Annotated in this window: 18 protein-coding genes and 2 pseudogenes; 5 read left to right on the forward strand and 15 right to left on the reverse strand. The window is 53.6% G+C overall.

What is annotated here, in order from left to right; translation table 11 throughout:
* Window positions 1-497: 497 nt before the first annotated feature.
* The 4 genes from U0004_RS29925 to U0004_RS29940 form a co-directional block, all read right to left on the reverse strand.
* Window positions 498-977: a nuclear transport factor 2 family protein gene (locus U0004_RS29925; RefSeq protein ID WP_070259985.1), complete on the reverse strand. Its 480-nt coding sequence runs from the start codon at window positions 975-977 to the stop codon at window positions 498-500.
* Between the two features lie 9 nt (window positions 978-986).
* Window positions 987-1586, reverse strand: coding sequence for a TetR/AcrR family transcriptional regulator (locus U0004_RS29930; RefSeq protein WP_070259986.1), 600 nt, complete (start codon window positions 1584-1586; stop codon window positions 987-989).
* 867 nt (window positions 1587-2453) lie between these two features.
* On the reverse strand, window positions 2454-3407 hold the full coding sequence (locus U0004_RS29935; RefSeq protein WP_070259988.1) for a zeta toxin family protein: 954 nt from the start codon (window positions 3405-3407) through the stop codon (window positions 2454-2456).
* A gap of 46 nt (window positions 3408-3453) precedes the next feature.
* Window positions 3454-3696 (reverse strand): hypothetical protein, encoded by a 243-nt coding sequence (locus U0004_RS29940; protein WP_070259990.1) that lies wholly within the window; start codon window positions 3694-3696, stop codon window positions 3454-3456.
* Window positions 3697-4822: 1126 nt separating this feature from the next.
* Here U0004_RS29940 and U0004_RS29945 point away from each other — a divergent pair.
* Window positions 4823-5014 (forward strand): annotated as a pseudogene (locus U0004_RS29945) (transposase domain-containing protein); the annotation flags it as partial.
* A gap of 104 nt (window positions 5015-5118) precedes the next feature.
* On the opposite strand, the gene U0004_RS29950 reads toward U0004_RS29945, so the two are convergent.
* The gene (locus U0004_RS29950; protein WP_115057675.1) at window positions 5119-5424 is read right to left on the reverse strand and encodes a hypothetical protein; all 306 of its coding nucleotides are present in this window, start codon (window positions 5422-5424) and stop codon (window positions 5119-5121) included.
* Between the two features lie 524 nt (window positions 5425-5948).
* Entirely contained in the window at window positions 5949-6632 is a 684-nt protein-coding gene (locus U0004_RS29955) for a DUF6988 family protein (RefSeq protein WP_139144281.1), read from the reverse strand.
* A gap of 281 nt (window positions 6633-6913) precedes the next feature.
* Here U0004_RS29955 and U0004_RS29960 point away from each other — a divergent pair.
* Window positions 6914-7282: pseudogene (locus tag U0004_RS29960) on the forward strand (integrase core domain-containing protein); the annotation flags it as partial.
* A 590-nt stretch (window positions 7283-7872) separates the two neighbouring features.
* Here U0004_RS29960 and U0004_RS29965 read toward each other — a convergent pair.
* Genes U0004_RS29965 through U0004_RS29985 form a run of 5 tightly spaced genes read right to left on the reverse strand, consistent with a single transcriptional unit; the run spans window position 7873 to window position 10431 of the window.
* A complete protein-coding gene (locus U0004_RS29965; protein ID WP_231958634.1) occupies window positions 7873-8589 on the reverse strand; it encodes an immunity 52 family protein in 717 nt (238 codons plus the stop codon).
* Window positions 8590-8608: 19 nt separating this feature from the next.
* Window positions 8609-9196: a Tox-REase-5 domain-containing protein gene (locus U0004_RS29970; protein WP_070259999.1), complete on the reverse strand. Its 588-nt coding sequence runs from the start codon at window positions 9194-9196 to the stop codon at window positions 8609-8611.
* Window positions 9197-9198: 2 nt separating this feature from the next.
* A complete protein-coding gene (locus U0004_RS29975) occupies window positions 9199-9543 on the reverse strand; it encodes a hypothetical protein (RefSeq protein ID WP_070260001.1) in 345 nt (114 codons plus the stop codon).
* Window positions 9530-10039 (reverse strand): DUF4123 domain-containing protein, encoded by a 510-nt coding sequence (locus U0004_RS29980; protein WP_231958635.1) that lies wholly within the window; start codon window positions 10037-10039, stop codon window positions 9530-9532. Before U0004_RS29980 ends, U0004_RS29975 begins: the two co-directional genes overlap by 14 nt.
* On the reverse strand, window positions 10036-10431 hold the full coding sequence (locus U0004_RS29985; RefSeq protein WP_081345894.1) for a PAAR domain-containing protein: 396 nt from the start codon (window positions 10429-10431) through the stop codon (window positions 10036-10038). The genes U0004_RS29980 and U0004_RS29985 overlap by 4 nt, the downstream gene beginning before the upstream one ends.
* A gap of 649 nt (window positions 10432-11080) precedes the next feature.
* Here U0004_RS29985 and U0004_RS29990 point away from each other — a divergent pair.
* Both U0004_RS29990 and U0004_RS29995 read left to right on the forward strand, forming a co-directional pair.
* Window positions 11081-11452, forward strand: coding sequence for a hypothetical protein (locus U0004_RS29990; RefSeq protein WP_115057677.1), 372 nt, complete (start codon window positions 11081-11083; stop codon window positions 11450-11452).
* Window positions 11453-11806: 354 nt separating this feature from the next.
* On the forward strand, window positions 11807-13471 hold the full coding sequence (locus tag U0004_RS29995; RefSeq protein WP_115057678.1) for a glycoside hydrolase family 13 protein: 1665 nt from the start codon (window positions 11807-11809) through the stop codon (window positions 13469-13471).
* A 232-nt stretch (window positions 13472-13703) separates the two neighbouring features.
* On the opposite strand, the gene U0004_RS30000 is transcribed toward U0004_RS29995, so the two are convergent.
* The 4 genes from U0004_RS30000 to U0004_RS30010 all read right to left on the reverse strand — a co-directional run bounded on the left by U0004_RS30000 (window position 13704) and on the right by U0004_RS30010 (window position 18399).
* On the reverse strand, window positions 13704-15518 hold the full coding sequence (locus tag U0004_RS30000; RefSeq protein ID WP_070253782.1) for a YaaW family protein: 1815 nt from the start codon (window positions 15516-15518) through the stop codon (window positions 13704-13706).
* Between the two features lie 356 nt (window positions 15519-15874).
* A complete protein-coding gene (gene trbK / locus U0004_RS30170) occupies window positions 15875-16117 on the reverse strand; it encodes an entry exclusion lipoprotein TrbK (protein WP_115057679.1) in 243 nt (80 codons plus the stop codon).
* Window positions 16118-16503: 386 nt separating this feature from the next.
* Entirely contained in the window at window positions 16504-16824 is a 321-nt protein-coding gene (locus tag U0004_RS30005; RefSeq protein WP_231958636.1) for a GIY-YIG nuclease family protein, read from the reverse strand.
* Window positions 16825-17145: 321 nt separating this feature from the next.
* A complete protein-coding gene (locus U0004_RS30010; RefSeq protein ID WP_217495212.1) occupies window positions 17146-18399 on the reverse strand; it encodes a YDG/SRA domain-containing protein in 1254 nt (417 codons plus the stop codon).
* 1583 nt (window positions 18400-19982) lie between these two features.
* Here U0004_RS30010 and U0004_RS30015 point away from each other — a divergent pair.
* Window positions 19983-22367 carry a hypothetical protein gene (locus U0004_RS30015; protein ID WP_139144055.1) on the forward strand — a complete coding sequence of 795 codons (2385 nt, stop codon included), beginning with the start codon at window positions 19983-19985 and terminating at the stop codon, window positions 22365-22367.
* Window positions 22368-22418 lie beyond the last annotated feature (51 nt).

The following is a 22418-nucleotide window of genomic DNA, read 5'->3' on the forward strand; positions in this document are numbered from 1 at the left end:
GCACACACCGCGCCAACTGAATGGACGTGGCGGCCCGAAACTATCCGCGGCCGTCACTCCCCCCATCCCCGACATAAACTAAACCTTTGCCGGGCCGCTGGCCGCCGTTCCCTTACGAAACTATTCCGGCTGCCGGGTACTCAACCGCCTAAGACAGCTTGTCTATTATTCTGACCCGACCCAAGGTGGTCGGCAGAGCCAGCTCGCGCCGTAGCCAAAGACGGAGCCGAAGGCGGGAGAAGAATCTAGCAAGAAGGTGAAGCTCGCGGAGGCGGTGCATTCGCTTGACCGCCACCAGCCTACGCGGAGAAAGGGCACCGGCACAGATCAGATGGCAAGCCCAGTCTAGTTACCGTGCATTACACGGGGAGTTTAAAGGGGAACACAGGCGCAACGGATCGTGCATGGTCCGGACGAGCCGCCTTCGCGTGACATAATCCGTGCCGCTGCAACGGGCGGCCGTGGCGCAAACCGCGACCGCCCCGCGCGAAGTCTAGTTACAGACCCAGGTCGGACAGGCTCGGATGATCGTCGGGGCGGCGTCCCAACGGCCAGTGGAACAAGCGCTCGGATTCCTTAATGGGGAGATCGTTGACGCAGGCGTAACGGTTGGCCATCAGCCCATCTTCATTGAATTCCCAATTCTCATTCCCATAGGAACGGAACCAGTTGCCGGAGTCATCGCACCATTCATAGGCATAGCGCACACCAATGCGGTTCCCTGTAAACGCCCACAGCTCCTTGATGAGACGATATTCCAATTCCTTGGACCACTTGCGATCAAGGAAGGCTCGCGCTTCGTCGCGGCCATTGGCGAATTCAGCGCGATTGCGCCACTTGGTATCCAGGCTATAGGCCAGGGAAACCTTTGCCGCATCGCGGCTGTTCCATCCATCTTCAGCGAGGCGGACCTTTTCAATCGCTGACTCGCGGGTGAATGGCGGAAGGGGCGGACGAATTTCAGTACTGGATGACATGATATGACCTTAACGGTTAGGTGAACTAGATCCTGCCTGTCGCGGCAGGGTTGATAAAAGCAGGGCTGCCGCCCTGCCTGCACTATCGGCGGCACTAGCATCGCCAGTGACCATGGCAACTGCTGTCGCGCCGTCGATTAGGATTAGAAAATAGGTTGCGACTTCATCAGGATTCGCCAGACCTGACTCATTGGTCAGCTCACGAAGGTAGGAAAGCAGACGCTCTTTATGCCGCGCAGAAACGGCCCCAATTTCGGGGTTCGTAACGCCCAACTCACCCGCCGCATTGATGAAGGCACATCCGTGGAAGTCAGCAGCGTCAAACCACTGCCGGAGAGCGAGAAACACCGACTCCAGCCGCCCGATAGGCGTACTGGCCCGCGAAGTTTCCTCAATAAACCACGACATCCACCGCTCGTCCCTCCCCTGCAGGGCCGCTGCCACCAGCTCCTCTTTGTTTGGGTAAAGCTTGTAAATACTGCGCCGAGCCACACCCGACTCTCTGACTATCGCGTCCATGCCAGTCGCGTGAATGCCCCCGGAGTAAATGAGCTTCTCCGTGCTTGCCAACAGGCGGGCGTTAAGGGGCGAGTCTTGGGAAGTATCCATGTGGCGTAAGATGTAGAATGATCGTTCTCAATATAGTAGAACGATCATTCTCGTAGGTCAACTATTTTTTTAAGTTTCTGAGCCAAGAATTGAGCACCTCTACTAAAGTGGTTGTATTTTTGAGATCGACAGCCCCTTCCCTACACCGAACTCCTTCTTTGCATATGACCGGTGGCAGATCGCCACAAGAGATTTGGGACGACTGTAGTCCCGTAGCCCATCGGCAAAGGCTGTGCTGATATTTTCCCCTCAGCCGGTAACTCTGCAGGCGCAAAACCAGTTCAGGACTTCCGCATGCGGATTCCTCTTGTGGATGATGTATTTCATGATTTCGAGACTTCGTGGCTCGGCGTACGGGGGCAAGATCAAACTGAATCTCCACATGAAGCATAGACACTCCTGATCCATAGCTCATGAAAGACAAAAAACCGATGAATCGCGCTAGGAGCCCGGGCGCCCTGCCAAGCAGCTGGTGTGCGATCTCGTCGCTGCCTGCTCCAACGACGAGATCGGGTCTGGCCTGTCTATCTCCCCTGCCCTGCAGAGACTCCTTCCGCGCGCTAGCAAAAGCAGGCCTTCCCTAGTCATAACTGCGGGCGAAGCATGGCATAGCTAACCGAGGTTGTAACAGAGCGCATGCTTTTGAGCACTATGGAGGCACAGTTGACTACGCCAGGTGGTCCATCATTTGCTGGATGCGCTAGATGAGATCAGGGATTGGGTACGCTGGCGGTGTATTTGGCGAATCAGTGGGGGGAGTTCGGCAGCATGACCGGACACACATAGCCAATGACGTCCAGGATTGGCCATGCACAGCGGCTGCACATTCCGGCTCTGACGTTGGCTCTTATGCGCGCATGCGGCCGCTTACTTAGGCGGCAAACCGTGACGCTCCACCCGGGGTGCGTTTGCCTGCGAATAGTGGATCGTCACACTTTCACTGTGTGCATAGATGGGAGGCTCGTTGCCGGCCCCTTTGATACCCGTGTCGAGCATGAGCCGGTCGTGGATCACGGCCTGTTTGGTCGTGTCGTCCAGCTGGGTCAGGAAGTAGGTGGTCATCGAAAGTATCGCGCCCCTGTAGGTGCCGTGGAGCTCGTCTACGTCGCCAACCTGATATCCGACTTTATCGAGATCGGCGATCAGTTGGTCCAGTTCCCGTTCGCGTTGCTGTAGCGGATGGACCAGGCGTTGGATGACCCAATCCTTCACATCCGGTGAGATTGAGAACTGCCCATCGCGCTCGATAACGGCCTGCAGCTTGGGCTTCTCGAAATCGACGGAGTTATCGTAGATGTAGACGGCATCGGCAATCTCGGCCGCGCGCGGGAGCAGCGCGAGCGTGCGGTGGTAGCGTTCCCGCACTTTATCGGGCGCGACGTAGTGCCCCGTAGTCGTGCCAGTTTCGTAGCGCAGCGTCACTCGATCGACGTTCTTTTCCGGGTCGTCGGTGGTGATGAAGGTCAGGAACAGGCGGTAGTCTTGCTCCTTAAGCATCAGCATTTCGTTGATGCGCGACGGATGGGACATGACGGTCTCGAAGGCAAACGGCAACTTGCTCTCGGTCGCTTCGGCACGGATGCGCATGGCGGCGCTCTGCGCGGCCTCGTCCCTGGCGTTCTGGTTCGGGAATTCGCCCTGCAGATCCTTGGCCACCTGGTCGGGGTTGATGAAGTAGGCCGGAAGAGGATAGACGCCCCTGACGGTCGCCAGACCTGTCTGCTTGATTTCGTCGATCAGCGAAGTCTTCCCAGACCCATTCGGACCGGCGAACACCACCACATGCAGATCGAGCACATTATCTTTTTTTTCGTTGGACATATGAAAAACGCGGTCGAAGCCGCGTTTTCAAGAAGGAGAAGGAAAATTATTTAGCGTTGGACAAGCGTTTTCCGGCGAAGCTGGCTAGATCGAACGTGGTCGCCTTAGAAGCATCGCGCTTAGGGCCGTTGCCCATTGCGCGCAGCTTGACTTGGGCAAGCGTCTTGTCCATGTTGCCGGTGATCGCCTTGTCCCATTCCTGGACGGTGGCGCCGAGGAACGGGGCATCGCCCTTCAATACTGTTGGGGAGCTGAACCTACGTGCGCTAGTGCGAATTTTGAGTGTCATGATGTTATCCCTTCAACTTCCTTATACGGATCATTATAGTCCATTAACGCCAGCCCCTCTCACGAATGCATCAAGTGGGGCCAGTCGGCGCCTACGCCGGCTTCATGCTCTCGGAGGCCGGCTTGCCGCTGCGCTTGGTCCCGCCCCCAGCCTTCATCATCACTTTCATATCCACCCGCATCTAGTCGTGATTAGTCTAGTAATCACGACTAGATTGCGGAAAAGGGTGCTCGGCACCTTTTAGTACCGTAACAGGACAAGCAGCAGCCTGCTCCGGTAGAAGTCGCATATTAGAGAGAACTCAACGTCTAACCCACACTATAGACAGAGAAAGGAGCCATTAGAGTCTGCCATTACAGCACAAGCAGCCGCAAGGCATTCCCATCGTTTTACTGCAGTGGTTTTAACCCCCACTATTGGATAAACAGCCAGTGATCGTACCTGCCGGGTACATCGCTTTCATTGGATTGCTTCCACTTCGCTTTACTCCCATCCCATTGACCAATCTTTTTGACCGCTTTGCGCTGATTTAGCCGCTGGGAATAAATCCCGGTGCTAGACAAGCCAGACGACTGTTTTAGCCGCCAGGTTCACGCTTGACTCCGACACCAGTGCTTGAATTACTGCGCCATTGACATCGGCCAGGGATTTAACACATGGAAAACCCAGCAGAGGAATGCAGGTCGATTTTTCAGCATGATGTGTTGAGAGCTTGCACGGACAGCAAGTCGTGACAGTAGTTTTGAGTGGCACGCAGCCTGCGCAACCGCACAGGTAGTCGTGTGCGACGCCGGCCAAGTGATCAAGCCGAGGGCGGACGGCGAAGAAATTTAAAACCAGTAGCTGTAATAAGCGTACGGCCCATTTTTCAACCTTAAGGAGAGTACCCTATGTCACAAAAAACGAAACCATCCCCGCTCGCAAATGCCCTGGCAAATGCGCAAACCCTTATGAATTGCTACAAGGTTTTTAAGTACTTGACGGAGCAATTCATCGCGTCTGACATCGGCGGAAAGATGCTCATTGCCGCTACGCATCATGCACATACAATCCAAACCTGGGAAATCTGGCCTATCTTAGGTCAAATCATTACGGGAGGATGAAGGGTAGTTGTCACTGCACGGGGCTCATTGAACGCGCCGACAGTGGCGGCGAGCGCGCCGGCCTGATCTGCTCGTTGTTCGGGACGGCCAAGTTCAATGGTGTCAATCCTGAGGCCTGGCTACGCCATGTGCTCGCGCGCATCGCTGACCACTGGGCCAACCGGGTCGACGAATTCCTATACTGGCACTTCGCCGCGCAGGTTCCAACGGCTTGAAACACCCCGCTTCCCTGCGGTGTGATGCCATCATCTCGCAATACCACGCTCAACTCAAGACGGCTCAGGCAAGACGCTTACGACAAGCCCAACACATTTAACATTTAACGCCTTTTCGCAAGAGCCTTGGAGCATTTATCATACATTTGTCTATATGCCGTTTTTGCAGAGATATTCTCATCGTAGACCCACACCACGGTATTAAAGACGAACGGTGTAGCAGCGTCTCCCTTTTCGAGCTTGCCTTCCTGAACCAAACGTCGGAGTAGAGCGTCGCGCGCTATTCCAGCATCTCGCTGCTCGGCAGAGGTTTTGGCTAGCGTTGCCATCGTTTTGCATATTCCATCATCGGCCCAAGCACTTGAGACAAGTGTCATTGCCGAAACAACTAATAATATCCTCTTGAACATACATTTCCTTTTTGTCACATAGGAGATATGAATAGCCACCAGTAGCTAAGACACTTCTGACCCACAGTTCTTGAAAGATGAAAAACCGATAGATCGTGTTGGGCATGGACGTCCTGCCATGCACCTGATGTGCGATCTCGTAGCTGTTTGCCCCGACGACGATGTCGGGGCTGGCCAGTCTATCCCCTGCCCTGCTGAGACTCATGCCGCGTGCTAGCAAAGCAGGCCATCCCTAGCCATAACTGCCGGCGAAGGATGGCATAGCTGACCACGGCAACAGCAGAGCGCCTGCTTCTGAGCGCTACCTCGGCACAGTTGGCTACGATAGACTGGCCCGCCATCTGTTTCGTGCGCTCGGCCAGATCGGGGACTTTGCGCGCTGGCAGTTGAGTTGCGCTCATGGCCAGCGCGACATGGCACCAGACGGTGTCACGCCAAAACAGAAGCTTGCCGTGGTCGCTGAACCTCGGCTTTTAGCGCGCTCTAAAAATGGGGGGATTACCGAGCCGGTAAATTTTTCCTAGCTACGTCGGATTCCTTTCATTTGCTGTAGTCATTGGCAGGCAATCTGCGAAGGCGATATACAGTTTTGTAACTTGATTCATACGCTGCTGCTCGCCTGTCAGCACCGCCAGGATACGATAGGCAAGATGACTGTGAGCATTGGCAAACTTGAGTATCTTTTCCGCCAGTGGCAGAGGAAAACCTTCCTTTGTGCGGCTGAGCGGATGAATGCCGGTGTGCACGAACGAATTCAGCGCATGGCGTGAGTATTGGTTGAACTCCATCAGTGGCTGTGTGAGTCCGGCGGGACCAGACTTTTGTACTGCTGCCAGCATATCAAGGTATCCTGGTAGCCCCTTGGCTGCTTGCTCAGCCTCATTTTCTAAAGGTCGTGCCAGCTTTTCCACCTGGAGGGGTGTAGCCGCGAAAAGCAGCCATGCTGCTTTGAGAAGCGCTTCGTTCTGCAGGCGCAATAGCGCAGCGCCAGTATTTGGCGCCCCAATCTCAAATGCTTTCCTGAGCACCGATCCGTGTTCCAGGGAGACCATGGCCGCAGTGGCTACGAGTTCCAACTTAGGGCTGCTATCAGCCAATCGTAGTTCCAGTTCAGGAAATTCTGCGAGCAGTGCAAGTTCAAACTCTGCCGAGCGCTGCAAGAGGGTTTCGATATTAGGTGACATAGATGGCAGAATGAGGAGGTTCATGCGCATCAAAGGGCGCTATGGAGTAGCTATCGTAACGCAAATATATTTAATGTGGCCGTCCCTCTCCATTGATCGCCACCAGCAGCTTAAACTCTCCTGATCCATAGTTCTAAAAAGATGATGAACGGATGGATCGGTATGGGGCCACCGGTGTTCGGCCAGGCGCCTGGTTGCGATCTCGTAACTGCCTGACCCAACGACAAGATCGGGCACGAGCCGTCTGTCCCCCTGCCCATTGCTTCATCACGCGCTGAGCTAACCGACAAAAGCGGCGTCGACCTCTGCGCCGGCTCAAGCTGGGCTCGCCGATCAGGATCATCAAACTGCTGACCAACAACGGTTCGCAATTCACCGACCGCTTCGCCACAAAAGACAGGAAGCCCAGTGGCCAGCACGCATTCGATAAAGTCTGCGTTAGCTTGGGCATCGAACACCGCCCAGCACCGCCCCGGCGTCCGCAAACGAATGGCATGGTCGAGCGAGTCAATGACCGTATCAGCGAGCTCTTGCAGCAGACCCGATTCGACAGTCGTGCTGATCTGGAGACGACCTTGTTCAACTATTTAAAGTTTTACAACCACCACATTCCACAACGGGCCATCGGTGCAAAAACGCTCATCCAGGCGCTGAAAGAATGGCAGAAAAAGTAGCCGGACCCATTCGTGAAGCGCGTTTATGATCAAACGGGACTGGACACATAGGCTGTGTCTGGCGAATCAGGGGGCTATTTCCCCCCCATCATTTCCGCGATGTATCGGTGGCTCAGCAGGTAGGCCGCATACCAGTGGATGCTGACCAAAATAAAGTCGATGGGGACGCGCGCTCCTTTCAAGCTGAACATTCCGTGTCACTATGGTTTGATAGCAGCGTACTCGAGGCAGCCGCCTCATCTTCAATGCGACAGAACCTCGTGGGGTAGTCGATTTGGATTTGGCATGTCGAGGTATGCGCGGGAGGGCGCCTCGGCGTACCCGCGTTAATGCGTGACGATGTGATCGGTCGGCGGGGCGTGACCAGCGTAAAGCTGGTCGCACCCATAGTTCCAGAGATGGGACGGTCGAAGCGTCGAAGTAGGCCGCGTGCCCGTCTCTTACTAAGGCCGTATCAAATCCGGTCAGCGTGCAGCTACTGCAGATTAGGACGCTGTACCAAAGGCCAATTGACTTGACCTTGTTGTCGAACAGTGATTATCCCCTGCATGGCAGGATATTTTCGTACCATCGAAGTGAGTTATCCTTCGTCAAATATCGACATAACGAGGCAGCAAGTCCTGATCGACCAGGCGAATTTCAATGGTATTGGCGATCTTGACGTGCTCAGGATTCTCATCATTGAAAGGCTCGTCGGTGACACTCACGATGATGGTGCCGATCTGCCTGTCTTTACCTTGCTCATCCATCGCCATCACGGGCACTAAAGCGCGTGCCTCTGGCACCTGTTGGACCGTGAGTATGCGCGGCAGGTACAACATCCAGCCAACACCGGGACGATCCTTGAAGACCTGTTTTTTAAAATACTGATTACGTGCAACCGTAATCAATACCGGCCGCAGGGACCTCGCGATAATGGACAGCATCTCTTTCACGCCATCAATACCAAGCCGTTTTGCGCCGACGCCTTGATCGCTGATTTCCAGACTCCTAGAGGGCCACTCACTGTCGCTGAACCCAAGCGCAATACTCGCGCCCTCGCCGTCTCCGAGTTCGCCATTCCAAGCACTGAGATATCGAAATTTCTCATCCTTAAACTCGGCCTCGAGTACGGCTTCGGCCGCAGTAGTAAGCTCTCCCGAGGCATCGAAAACAGGATACAGAAACGACTCTGCTTCTGTCTCTTTCGACAGAAACCAGTTCTTTCCAAACGCCTCAGTTTTTTGCAAGAAGCGGACAATCGTCGCGATTTTTTGGACGGAAGGTCGGAACGCAATGGATGTGTTCGCTGCATCGCGTTTGAACAAGGATTTTATTATCATAATATTATGGAGTGTAATAAGTGGTAATACCCAATGCACTTAGACTGGGCAGCATGTGTTCATACGCGAGTGGCGTTTGAAAGTACCAGCTAAGCGAGGCTGGAGGGTTATTTTTGACAATATTGGACTGAGCGGTGGCCTGTTTCAATACCATGTTCTGGAAGATACTTTTTTGAAAATCGTATCTAAGTTCACCGTTTTCCTTAAAAAACTGGTCATAATCTGCTTTTGCTTCCTGCAACAAGCACAGGCGGGATTGGAAGCCGTCAAAGTCCTTTCCTTCAAACACCCATTCCATGCCAATCAGGAAGCCAGTAATCCGGGCTTGGTAATCGCGTGCGGCTGGCGACATGCTGTGTGGAACAGCCATAAGCGTCCCCTTGTCTGGCGGGCACCGACATCTTTCTTTGGTATCGCTTCGCGTCTCGGCACGCGCGAGGGGGGTGACGCGGGCGTCTTTTGCCTCTTCTGCCTCTTTTTTGCGTTTGCGCAATGCCTCGTCCGTGATCACGGCTCCTGCGGCGGCGACACCCAAGGCTAACAAAATTTTCTCCACGACTGCTGGTATCACCAATATCGGTAGCGCGCCCATTATTACTCACCTTCCAGTTTTTTATCCATTACAGCGATCAGTTCGTCGAACCGCTGCTCCGGCGTGGCGCCGGGCTTGCGCAGGTAGGTATCGACCAGCGGGTCGTCATGGATCCCGGGTGCGTCGGCTGACAAGTACATCAGATGTACGATATGCGGCGTGGACCTGAAACCGATTCGAATGGCGTAGGTGTACGCCGCCAGCATGCGCTCGATCACGGTCGCCCGGCCTGGCTGGCTTGCCATGTCGGCACGCTTGGCCAAAAATTGGTCCGCCACTGCGATGACGAAATCGCTCATGTCGCCCGTCTGGACGGCACGCCATTGCTCCTCGCTAAACGTCAGCATCGCGCCTCCCTATGATTGCCCGCTTGCCGTCGAGCAGCAAGTGCCATTCGTGAATATGACCAAACATCGCCTCCCGCTGTGCCGGCTCAAGTATTTGTGCCAGCTTCACCAGCACGCGCGGATCCCAAAAGCGCAGCAGCGCTGCGCGGCCATCCGGTAGCCGTGTTTCCAAGTGTAGTTGCAGCAACTGCGCCAGGCCACCAAGGTCCTGCACGGCGAACAGCCAGGTAACGGAAGGTGTTTCTTGCTCCAGTGCGGCCAGGTCTCCAAGAAACGAAGGCGCTGCTCCCGCCACGTCGACCAACCAGGGGCCTGCATGCGCGAGCGCAGCGTCGGGTGTGCCGGTAAATAGCGGGTAGCGCGTCCCATCTTCCGTCATGCGCGTTTGGCGGTGTGTCTCATATTGAACACCGTCGACCAGTGCGTATAAGCACAGCGCCGAGTGATGTTGCTGAAGTTGCTTCAGGCGTTCCAGGACGTCAATCAATATTGTCACTCCCTGATAACGGTGGTCGCGCCAGCGGCGGCAGCGGACAGCAAGCATTCGAGGCAAATGCCGGAGTCGGTATTTGCGGCGATGTTGCCGGCGGTTTCCATCACGTCATTGTCGTCGACATCAGCCGGGTCGCCCACGCTGGACTGGTCCAACCAGATCGTCGTGATTTGGCCGGAAATCAGTTTTGCACCGCAAGCGGTCGAATCCATGTGACGCGCATAACCGTTGCCACTGCCGTCTACCAGGTCGCTCGGCCCGGACGTGATGGGGAACGTGCCCTTGCATTTGGGGCATACCGTCATGTCGCCGAAGCGCGCTACGTTCTTGCCATTGATGTCGACCGTGAGATCGGCGCTGATAACCGTGCCACCATGACTGGTCTTGTCGCCCATGACAATGAGAGGTCTACTCAAATGATGCTCCTGAATGGGTGCTGCAACGCAATAAGTTGCATTTATAGCATACTTTCCAGATACGTCAGGTATGCACGATTCAAAATGAATAATAATAATTCGGTTGGATCGGAGCGCAATGAGCTTTTCTTTGTTCTAAATGCGAATTGGGACATTGATGCCGATGTAAAAGGTAGACTGAATCGCCACCAGTACCTTAGACTCACCTGATCCATAGTTCTTTAAAAATGAAAAAGTGATGGATCATGTAAGTGACCTGGGAATCCTGCCAAGCACCTGGTGCGCGATCTCGTAGCCGCCTGATCCAACGACGAGATCGAGGCCGACCTGCCAATCCCCTGCCATATAGGGACTCTTGCCGCGCTGAAGTCATAGTTGCTTGAGCTTCGGTGGATTCCACCATGAACTCTTTCGTGGCTAAAACTCTACAACGTTAATCCCGGGTTTCGCGGAGCGCGGAGCAATCAATTCGAGTGCTCTTTTGCATCATTTCCGCTCTACAACGATGCATTTAAGTTAAAGTGTTGCGTTGAACGATTGAGTCCGCAGCCAGGAGCGGACAGTGACCGCGCCCAGCTAGAGCTGCGATGTGCTACCGCGTTGGACCTCAAGCGACACGAAAAGGATGATGATGGCTCATACAATGAAAGCATACTGGCAGGACCTGGAAGACGTTGTGGAATCATCCGCAGCGCGCGATTTAACGCTTAACGAAGCGCTCAATCACTGGGCAGATGGCAGGGGCGTTCAAGGCAATTTCTTCGGGCTAATCGATGAGGAGGACTACACTGTTCAGTTTTTTTTCATTGACGGAATACCTGACGATGTAGACGACGCACGTTTCTTGCAGATCGTAGCAGTGGACTTTCCAGTACCCGCTCGGGGAGGGTCATTTACTGTAGTTATAACGATCGGTGAAAGCTCAGCGTGGATTGAAAAGGCATTCGCCATCGGTGCAAACCATGAACGCTACGCGGGACTGGAGTTTGAACCGTGGTAGTAAGCCGGTTCCGCAGCCAAGAAGCCACTCCATCTGTGCCAGCGTTTCCGCCAAGTGAGCCCTGCCTTGCGTGTCCTCTTGGGTGGAAGTTAACGGTCGTGTCATGAATGTCTGCATTTGGGCGGAAGCGGACGGTGCCATTGCAGCAAAACGCCATCGGTAGCTTAGACTCCTCTGATCCATAGTTCTTGAAAGATGGGCCCGATGGATCATGTACGAGGCCTGGATGTTCTCCCAGACTCCAGGTGTGCGATCTCCTAGCTACCTGAGCCAACGACGAGATCGGGTCTGCCCTCCCCCTGGCGATCCCTTGGCACGTTGCAAGACAGTGCCGCCAATCCATAAGCGAGAAAGATAATTATGTTGGATAAGCAATGGTGGCATAACGCCGTCGTGTATCAGATCTACCCACGTAGTTTTCAAGACAGCAATCACGATGGGGTCGGTGATCTGGCCGGCATCATCGGCAGACTGGACTACCTGCAACATCTGGGAATCAACCTGATCTGGCTGTCGCCGGTGTACCGGTCGCCGATGGACGATAACGGCTATGACATCTCCGACTATCAGGATATCGCCGCTGAATTCGGCACATTGGCCGAGATGGAGCAGTTGATCGCAGAGGCGGCCAAGCGCGACATCCGTATCCTGATGGATCTTGTGGTCAACCACACCTCTGACGAGCATGCTTGGTTCGTCGAGGCGAAGAAGTCCAAGGATAGCCCCTACCGTGACTACTACATCTGGCGCAATGCAGGCGCCGATGGCTCCCCGCCCGACCAGCAACGTTCGTATTTTGGCGGGAGTGCATGGGAATACGATGCCGCCAGCGGTGAATATTACTTCCATCTGTTCTCGAAACGACAACCGGACCTGAACTGGGAAAATCCCCGAGTGCAGGAAGAGGTGCATCGCATGATGAACTGGTGGCTGGACAAGGGCATCGGCGGCTTCCGCATGGATGTGATCGATCTCATCGGCAAACAGGTCGACCAGCAGATTATCGCCAACGGCGCACAACTGCACCCGCTGCTGCAGCAAATGCACCAAGCGACCCTGGCCGCACGCGATGTAGTGACGGTGGGCGAGACGTGGAGCGCCACCCCGGAGACCGCCAAGCTGTATTCCGACCCGGCGCGTCAGGAGCTATCGATGGTCTTCCAGTTTGAGCACATCACCATGACCCACGATACCAGGGAGGGGAAATGGAAGCCGCGGCCATTCGATCTGTTTGAATTCAAGCAGATCATCAGTAAGTGGCAGACCGAGCTGGCCGATGCCGGCTGGAACTCACTGTTCTGGAATAACCACGACCTGCCGCGCGCCGTATCCAAATACGGCGATCCCGGCCGTTACCGGGTCGAGTCGGCCAAGATGCTGGCCACCGCGCTACATTTTCTCAAGGGCACCCCCTACGTCTATCAAGGCGAGGAAATAGGCATGACCAATGTACGTTTCGATTCCATCGACGACTATCGCGACATCGAATCGCTCAATCTCTACCACGAACGCACGGCCGCCGGCGTGTCAGCGGAGACGATGATGGCCGGCATCCACGCCAACGGGCGGGACAATGCACGCACCCCCATGCAGTGGAACAGCACACACAACGCCGGCTTCAGTACTGGCACGCCCTGGCTAAAGCTGAATCCAAACTACCCCGAGATCAACGTCGCGGCCGCGCTGGAACAACCCGATTCGGTCTTCTTCCACTACCAGAAGCTGATCGAACTGCGCAAGCACTGGGACGTCATGGTTTACGGAAAATACCTGCCGTTGCTGGAGCAGCACCTGCAGGTACTCGCCTACCGGCGCAGCTTGGGAAGCCAACAGCTCGTTGTCGTCAACAACTTCTCCGGCGAACATGTCGAACTGGATTTGCCGGCAATGCTGCACGGCATTGCCGGGCAAGGCTTGATCAGCAACTATGCCCAGCGTGACAGCTTGACCGACCACCTCAGCCTGCAGCCATACGAATCGTTTGCTATCGCTTATGTGTGTGAGCCAGGGCGCGGGTAAAGCGTTGCTGTGCAATCACCCAGTCAACCTCGTCAGCCACTTCCCTCCCTGGAGCTGCGCCGCGCAGACTGCGTCGGCTTGAAACCACGCCGCTTCGCAGCAGCGTAATGCCTTATCGACCACTTCGGCACCAGGCTCAAGGCAGCTTTACCCTCACGCTTACCGAAAAATCAGCAGACCTCACAATGCTCCATGTCCGAATTCTGAGCGCTTTGTTTGTGCGATGATTCGCCTAGTCAAGCAAATCACCCGAAGAGAATTGACCATTCTCGACACGGAGCAGCACACGCTGATCCTCGGAAAGCAACTTATGCAATTTCTTGGCGTGCGTCGGAGCGCTTCGCATAACGTCATCCAGTGCCGCCAACTGTGCGGCGAACCCATTCATCTGATCAGCGCTTGTCGAAAACAGCCGCGAGTTAGTCAACTCCAACTGAGCACTATATATTTGCCGGAATTTTTCTGCATCGACAGATAGTGGTTCCAGACTGTCCAAAACCTTCATTGCCTCGGCACGGTATCGCGTCGATGGTGCGCCCATATGGAGTAACGCATAACTGACAATACGTAACTGGGCCACCTGCACTAAGCTTTGTGTCCAAACCTCCATCTTGGCAAGGCTTTCCAATAACGCCGTTCTGGACGCGCCTGGGTTAAACAGGTTTCCCGCTTCCACCTGATTGGCTTTGATCGCCTCATCCTTCATCTTGTCCTGAAAATATTGCTCTAACTCGACCATATCAACTTGCCGGTCTTCCAAATGAGCAAGTGCATTCGCACTAATTCCCTCCTGGGGATAATGATCCAACAGACTCTGCACATACTTCACTAAGGCGGTAAGCTTGTGCCGTTTCGAGTTTTCCATGTCAGCTTGGATATCATCCAATTGTCGTTTGATGGCTGTCAGCTTCTCACTGATATCGTGCAGGTGTTTCTGTCCCACGGCGGAAGATACAATATTCCACACCGCACCACTGACCATGACGTTCTGCAGTTTCTCAGGCTCTGACAAAAAAGCGTGTTCTTTTATGCGCCCCGCCTCAGTAACCCAAGCCCGCGCAGTGCCTTCGTTCTTGCCCGCCGTCAGCGCCTCAAAGGGTATGCTGCAAAGCACGTAGGTGCCATTTTGCTGCTCAGCCAAAGCTGCGAGGCCAGGAATATTCGCAAGCAATGGATTGAGTTTGCTTACCTGCTCTGAGGGCATTGCCCTTCCCGCCAACATCGGTGCGCCTTCGAACACGCTAATTTTCATTAGGCTGCGGCCGTTTTCGTCGGTCATTACCAGATCCCGCAAAGCGGCAGCTTGGTAGGCTGGCGTGTCTTGCTGGGAAGTCACCTCGGACGGCGTAAGCAAGTCCGCCTCCTGACGTAACCTTATCCACCCAATTTGTGCGATGAAAGGTACCGTGACGCGGTATGCCTCCGAAACGGCGCTATGAATTCCGAGGCCCGCCGTCGCGAGTATCCCAACCGGATTCAATCGCAAGCCGATGCTCAACGCGGAAAATATAGCGGCACTATTTACTGCCGACAATCCTACAGATGCACCTTTAGCATCTGTCCCTAGTGCGTTACTTATCGAGAACGCACCAGCCAATACAGTCACGCTGGTACTTCTTTCGTAGCGTTCTTTTGCAGGCAGATCACGCCAGTTGGCACCGAACAAAGCCAAGGCTAGCTCGCGCTCCTTTTGCTCCACTGACTTCGTTGCCGGAGACTTGCCGTTGAGCTTTTTGTATACATCATCCACCACTTCACTGTAAGGGACCGCAGCTTTTCCACGGTAACGCCGCATCAGATTCATCGCAGAGTTTCCCCCAAATTGCTGTAATTCCGCACCCAGCAATTTAAGTAGCTTCGAATGATATCGATCAGTCAAAGGAGAGTGCTTGGCAAAAACCAGCTCTTTTTTTAGTTCTGTATCGAGACCGGCTCGCCCCCTTCCGAAGTCCGTCACCACATCTACAAGTAGATCTACTTCCTCGGCTTTCGCATTTCGCAAAGTGGCCATCAACGTTTCATCGAATACTAATTTATCTTCTGACATTATTTTCCTCTAATTTGGTGAGGTACAGCCGCTTCTGGAATCGACCGTATGACTAGCCCCGTTTCGACCAACATGGGCAGATGCCCTGTCTCATTGTTTCGCATGAAGGTTGCAAGCGCCGGATCGCAGGCAGGCCGGGTAACAGGGCCTCAAGCAGCGCGCCAAAAGGCTAGCTCATAGCCATTGAAGAACGCATAGAGCGTGGCAATTTGCATCCGGCCTGTAAAGTTGTGTGCGCTGCCGAATCCCTCTGTGTTGACGCGAACCAGGTACGTGCGGCAGATCTCAGTGCTCATCTCAGCGCAAATCGGATTTGTTCCTTCTTTGGCGCGGATTTTAGTCCGCACGGATTTCCGCTAATAAGATCGTTGTGCACTCGGCTCAAATTTTTGCCATGGGGCGCGTGCGCAGATACTACCGGCTTGTTGACGTTTGCCCTCGTCACCGATAGCCTTGATACGTGTCACGCTGTCTGGCGCTTCGCAGAACACCCGCCACTCATCGTCAGTTGCTGGCTCTTTATAGGAATTGCACGCGGCTAAGCAGGTGAGCATAACTACGGCTGTAACCTTCCATTCCATTTTTTTCATCACTATCATTGTTTTCCTTTCTCTAAACCATGCGCAGGTAAAGCGAAACCGGTCGATTTGTCGGCTTTTCCGACAACGCGGTCTGTTGGTAAATGCCACGAAAAGTAAATTCCGCTTATTTCCCCGTTCATGAGCGCAGCTTTTGGGCTTCCGCTTCACATTTCCACTTTAACTTTACTCCCGACAACCATTGCACGCATTATCTCAGTGGAAGGAACTCCTTGTGGTCAACACGGTGTCGTCTTCTGACGGCGCCGGAGCCGTCATGCGGTGCCGTCGATTCAGCTGTGGGTGATACTTCTGATCTCGCGCGGTACGCAGTTATGCACGAATGACGTCAGCTAGAAGCTCCCGCGCTACCTCTTTTTGCCAAGGTCAAGATAGTATTCGGCTCCTCAATGCGTGCGAAAAGTATTCCACTCATGCGTAGCGAGTTCCATGGCCGCATATGCCTCAAAGACATACAGCTCAAGGGGATTCTCAATCTGAACAAAAGCTACATGAAGTGAGCATAGATGCGTCTTCACATCGGCAAAAGCTTGTTGAAACGATGTTTGGGTCATGGCGTCCCCTCTTTTGCCCGGCGTTGGACATTTACGTTGTGCCATGGCGTACGCCAAACTTGCGTCAAAATGGGTTTTGCCTGTGAGGTGTTGACGTAAACGGGCGAGAACTTGACGTGAGATGCCAACATAAATAGGTGTGCCATTGTCCATCAGTACGTAGCATCCCGAGAAATCAGAGTCGATTCCGAGCGCGCGGGCTATGGATACTGGGCCCTCTCGCGCCTTGTTGAAACGAGACGCAGGATGTGGCTTTGCCAATGCTGTGCGGAGAGTGATGAGGTGCTTCGGAAGTACCGTTGACGTGAGATCTGCGAAACTGTGTGGGCAGCCATCGATGAGCATAGAATTTATTAATTTATCTGAAAGGTATGTCTGGATAGCTTGTGGGTGCAACAAGTTATCCGTAATTAAAGACGAAAAGTCATATTTTGAGCGAATCGCAGGCAACTAGTGAAAACCCTGCGCATAACTTCACTTTGCCCGGTTGGAGTATTTTTCGCGATGAAATGCCAGATGCTTGATGTCGATACGATGGCCGGGCCGGATCGAAAGACTGCCCTCAATGCCAATAAGTGAGCGGTCGTCTTCGATTGAAAAAGCGCCAAAGTCAAACATGACATGATGGTTTGGGCATAAGCAAAGAATGTTATCCGAAGTGTCAGGCCCATTGTGCGGTGCTCCTAGCGGACGAATGTGTGCTGCTTCGGCGTAAGGTCCTGTGGCGGTCATTATTCGTGTGCCGCACACCTGACAAGCATGCCCGTAATGCATTTTTACATTTTTTGCTTGTTTGGTATCTCTCACAATACGCTGCACGGTGTGAGATTTACGAACAGGATTCGAATTCTCGCCAGTCGGCAACCCTTCGGTGCCAACACCTGAGATTTCTGACGGTACAGCTTCAGCCTGCAATTTCACTAGCCGATATCGCCAAATTTTAAACCCTGCTTTGCCAATTTCATGCCAATGACTATCGACACGAAACAACCCATCATAGCGATACCCACTGGGCGGAGAAAAAGAATTATTCTTATCTGGTCCTCGAACGACGCGTACTGGAAATCCCTCCATCTCACTGACGACGAGGGCAAGGTTCCCGACCAGCATTTCCTGATCCTTGACCTGTTTCCCATTCAGCTGCCCTCCATGGCCGGTATACACGATTTCGTCGCCGAGGTCCTGATCATCTTCATAGCCGCCGGAGATAACGATGGAGTCAGCGCCCTCCTTGGCTGCACCGGAGATCCCAGCCTGAGTCGGTCGATGCACCTTTGCGGAACTGAGTGCGATTCGACTGTCAAAGGTTGAGCCAACTGGCCTCCCTGGAATCTCTCCAAAAAAACGCTCGCCAATCATATTGGATCGGGCAGGATCAACATGTACTGAGGCGCGCTTAAAATTTCCCTTCTTGTCAAAAAGAACACCGTAATCTATATCGATCGCAGCTTCAGCTTTAGAAAGTAGGTGCGAATCTAACAGGTCACCGAAAAGAACCTGCACTTGCTTGTCAGCTCCATCCTTCTGAAGGCCAAAGCGTCGAAATATATAACGAGAGAAACGAACCAGTTTGTCTTGGGGAGTGGCAACCACACAAATATCACCCGCAACTATTTTTGTTAACGCTTTGGCTTGGTTTCCCGTGGTGTCGAGGTCATAGAATGCCTCAGCCCCGAAAAGCTCGTTGTGCAGCCGGTTTTCAGAATTGTTGAAGTAGTGGGTGGTCATGCTCTTCCGATTAGTTTGAAAATTTGAACACTATTTCATTGCACAATATCAGAAAAGTCGGATCTTATTATCGGATTTTTGTTCCTGGTATTAGCGGCAATAGGATAGTGAGCACATTACGGTTTCCGTCCGTCGCCTCAGTTTCATCGCACTAATCACCCTCGAGTCAGCATCTTTTGGGTAATGATGCCGAAAACTAGAGCAATCGACATGAGGCGCGAGATTCCCAGCGAACGTTGCGGTGATCTGTAGCCACCGGTACGCAGCCTATGAGCTAAGCTACCGTCGGTCTTGGGGATCCACGAGTAGATGCTCCTTGATAGTGTCAATGCTCATGTGCTGACGCAAAGCCAACGGTCATGTCACGGATTAGGATGGGAGTGATCAGGTACCGAAAGTGAAAAATGAGGCCCCTATGCTCGCTAGCATTTGTCATCATTAGTTCAGGATGCGAGGTCAGCGAAGGTTGGGTACGGGATAATCTGATCGGACAACATAGTTTCGCCGTCGCCGCCCGCTACGGCACCCCCGTCAGCTATCGACATGAAGATGACCTTCTGCAGCTCAACTATGGGAGCGAAACGTCCGACTGCAAGATCATTATGCTGGTGGATGAGGCGCAGCGTGTCGTGGGCTGGGTCAGTACTGGCGCTAGATGCGCTGAGCTATCGGGAAAATCGGTAGTTCGGTGACTCTTCATGCTCCAGAGGCGCTCTACCTGTGGCTGGAGCAGCGGGGATTACTGAATCGCCACCAGTAGCTTAGACTTTCCTGATACATGGTTCTCGGACGATGAGAATCATGGATCGTGTCCGGGGCTTGGGTTTCGTGCCAGGCTCCTGGTACGCGATCTCGTAGCTGCCTGATCCAACGACGAGATCGGGACTGGCCTGTCTATCTCCTGCCCTGCAGAGACTCATGCCGCGCACCAGCAAGAGCTGCTTGAGCTTTGGTGGATTCCACCATGAACTCTTCCGTGGCTAAACCTCTTGCAACGTTAATCCTGGGTTTCGCGGTGCGCGGAGCAGTCGATTCGATCTATCTCTCGCATAATTTCCGCTCTGCAACGATGCATTTAAGTTAAAGTGTTGCGTTGATCGATTGAATCCGCAGGCGTAACCTGCCAACGACGGCAGCCGGCCAGTAGCAGTCAATTATTAATCTTCATCTGCTGACATTCAGGTGGCAACTCAACTCAAAAAGCCGCCGTAGTACGAATTCGTGCTCGTCGGCCTTTGCAGTCGGTCGCACATCGTAAAAATCAGGTCGCTACCAATTCTTAAGTGAGCATTTTCAGATCATCCGATAGCATCTCGGTCGTAAAAGCACAAGCCGTGAGCGCAGCCACCTGGCGTCTCGTCTCTATGTAACAAGTCGAAGCCCTGAAGTCGCCCAGACTGTATGCACCGGCTATACACTAAAATGCCGATTGCAAATAAACCGGGGCGAAACAAGTGAGAAGCAGAATGCGAAAGGATGACACGGCGGCGCATATAGAACGGCGCCTTGGGGAACTTCATAAAGAGCGTTTGGCCTTCGGTGAGATACACCTTCACCAGAACTGCCTCGGAGGAACATTTCGCATGAAAGACCGGCTGCCGTTCTTCTGCTCCGCTTGCGGAGCAGGTCGAGATGGCGAATGGCTCATGCAGCCTCATAACGTTTTTTTGAGTATCGGCTGTCCCTGCTGCCAAAGCATTGAGGGGGTCAGGGCGAAATTCAATGCGGCTCCGCACCTTGGAGGCTATCAACTCCTGGCCTTGAGTTCTTATAGCAAAGCCGACGTAAATAGTGTTCGCTACACGGTCACCAGCCCCGACGGCTTCAGCTCAAATCCTCTAACGAAGAGTGCGGTAGCCGTTGCGATTCGACAAGGCCGCATTCCTGGTGCCACCGAAATCACGTCCCAGCGGGAAGTGAAAGAGATTGTGGAGAAATTTGAGGCGGTCTTTGATATGGGCGGCAAGATTAATTTTGTGGCCTGGAACATGGATCACACGACGACGCCTGGCCCATTTTTCCGCGTATGTACCGGTGTTCGTATCATGCGTGAGCCTCTAACCGATCCTGCGATGCCCATGCGTGGCGTGAGAGGGCTTATCGAGAAAGAGACGAAGGATAAACAAAACGATGAAGATTGGTCCAAGGAGGCGAGGGACCATAGGGCCACCATCATCAGCTACATCCACACGCTGGGCGACCACGTCAAGATCAAGTATCAATCGCGTACCGGATTCGAGAAGGAGCATACGCTCATTCGAGCTCGTGAAACAAACTGGGGGCAATCCGGGTATAAGAAAGGCGAAAAACTTTGCCAAGCTGTTCTACTTGAACTTTTCCCTGACAAGGACTGGATGTGGAACAAGCGTTACGAGTTTCTACGATACGAATCCAGCCTGCTTGAACTGGACGGATACAGTGAAAGGTTTAATCTCGCTTTTGAGCATCAGGGTGTCCAGCACTACAAACCGAACAACGTCTTCGACGACACACCCGAAGAATTTGAGGAACGAATCAAACGCGACAAATTTAAAGTTGACCAGTGCAAGCACGAAGGGATCAAATTACTAATAGTCCCACCATTGCCGCTTGATCCAGCATCCTATCTAAAGTTCATCAAAGGCGAACTCGCGGCACTAGGCGTTGCATTCCCCGGTAAAGTGACAGCAGAGCAGATTTCAAAGCGTTGGCTAAAAATCTGCCGGAATCCGCTGCAACAACTGCAAGCGTCAGTAATTCACGGCCTGGGCGCTCATATGCTCGTTTCCCCCGAACTAGAACTCGTTAAAGTCACCACAATTATCACGTATCGTTGCGGAGTGTGCGGGACAAAAAACAAGGCCGAGGCCAAGGGATTCTCCTCTGGAAAACCGCGGCGATACTGCCCGAATTGCAAAGGCAAAGAAGCCGGATTGGTGCGCCGGAATGAGTCCTTGGCACGTTGGAAATTAGATCTGTCGGAGGCTATTTTCTCGCGCTTAGTTACAAGACCCGGAGAACGGATCGTCTTGGTGTGTGAGAAAGGGCATGAGGAACCCGTGTCCTCCGTCACCGGCGCGAAGGCCTGGTACGACGGCGACACATACCGTTGTCCACATTGCAAAACACTTGAATTGGGCTACGAAGAGAGCGACCGTGCGAGCCGACTCAGTGCCGCTGCCCTGGAACAGCGCAAACCAGAATTCGAGGCGAAGATTCGAGAGGCTGGCCTAGCTCTCACTAGCGAGGTTTTCATACGCAGAGACGGCGAACTCGGAGAAATTTGCGCCCCGGTGAGCTGTCCCGAAGGGCACCAGTTTGAGATCGGTCTGACCGAACTTTCCAGGCTTTTTTCTAACAAGTATCTTTCCAACCGCTCAGTGGTTCCGCACCTTTGCGAGGCATGTTGCTACCCTGACTCCACGCCCGACTCACGGAAAAGCACAGTTTTTCATCGCTTGGTTTTCCTAAAAAAGTACCACCCCCGCGTCGAATATGTTGGCGGTTTCGATTTTACCGGGAAAGCGATGGAAGAGTATCGTTGCGGGGAGAGACATAAGATCACCGGCAGGCCACATCCGAGCTTTCTTATTCGCTATGACACGATTCGGGCAACGGACAAAGCGGAGAGGTTCCAGACCCCGTGCTATGTATGCGCGGTAGAGAAAGGAAAGGGGTTGCCCTCTTCGTCAAAGACCCTCGAAATGATTACGGGCCGAATGCTGTTAATAAGTGAGGCCCTGGCTAATCGCACTGGCGGGCCGCTTTACATTCCTATGGTTACTCTTGCCTCGGGGGAGCAACTCATTGAAGGAAAGTACATTAGCACCTCGAAGACAAAACTATCGTTTTCTTGTGGCGCAGCGGGCCACGCTCCGGCAGCGAAGACCGCCGACAACTACTTCAACACTCATAAGCGCGGCTACTGCAAAGCCTGCTTGCGCATGGCGGGTGTGGAAGATGTGGTCGAGCTGCTGAATTCGGAATAGTTGTTCATCTGAGACAACGGCACGGGGAGGCTGATCTCGAACTCGAAGCTG

Origin of the sequence: Janthinobacterium lividum, assembly GCF_034424625.1 — a bacterium.
Classification (GTDB): domain Bacteria; phylum Pseudomonadota; class Gammaproteobacteria; order Burkholderiales; family Burkholderiaceae_D; genus Janthinobacterium; species Janthinobacterium lividum.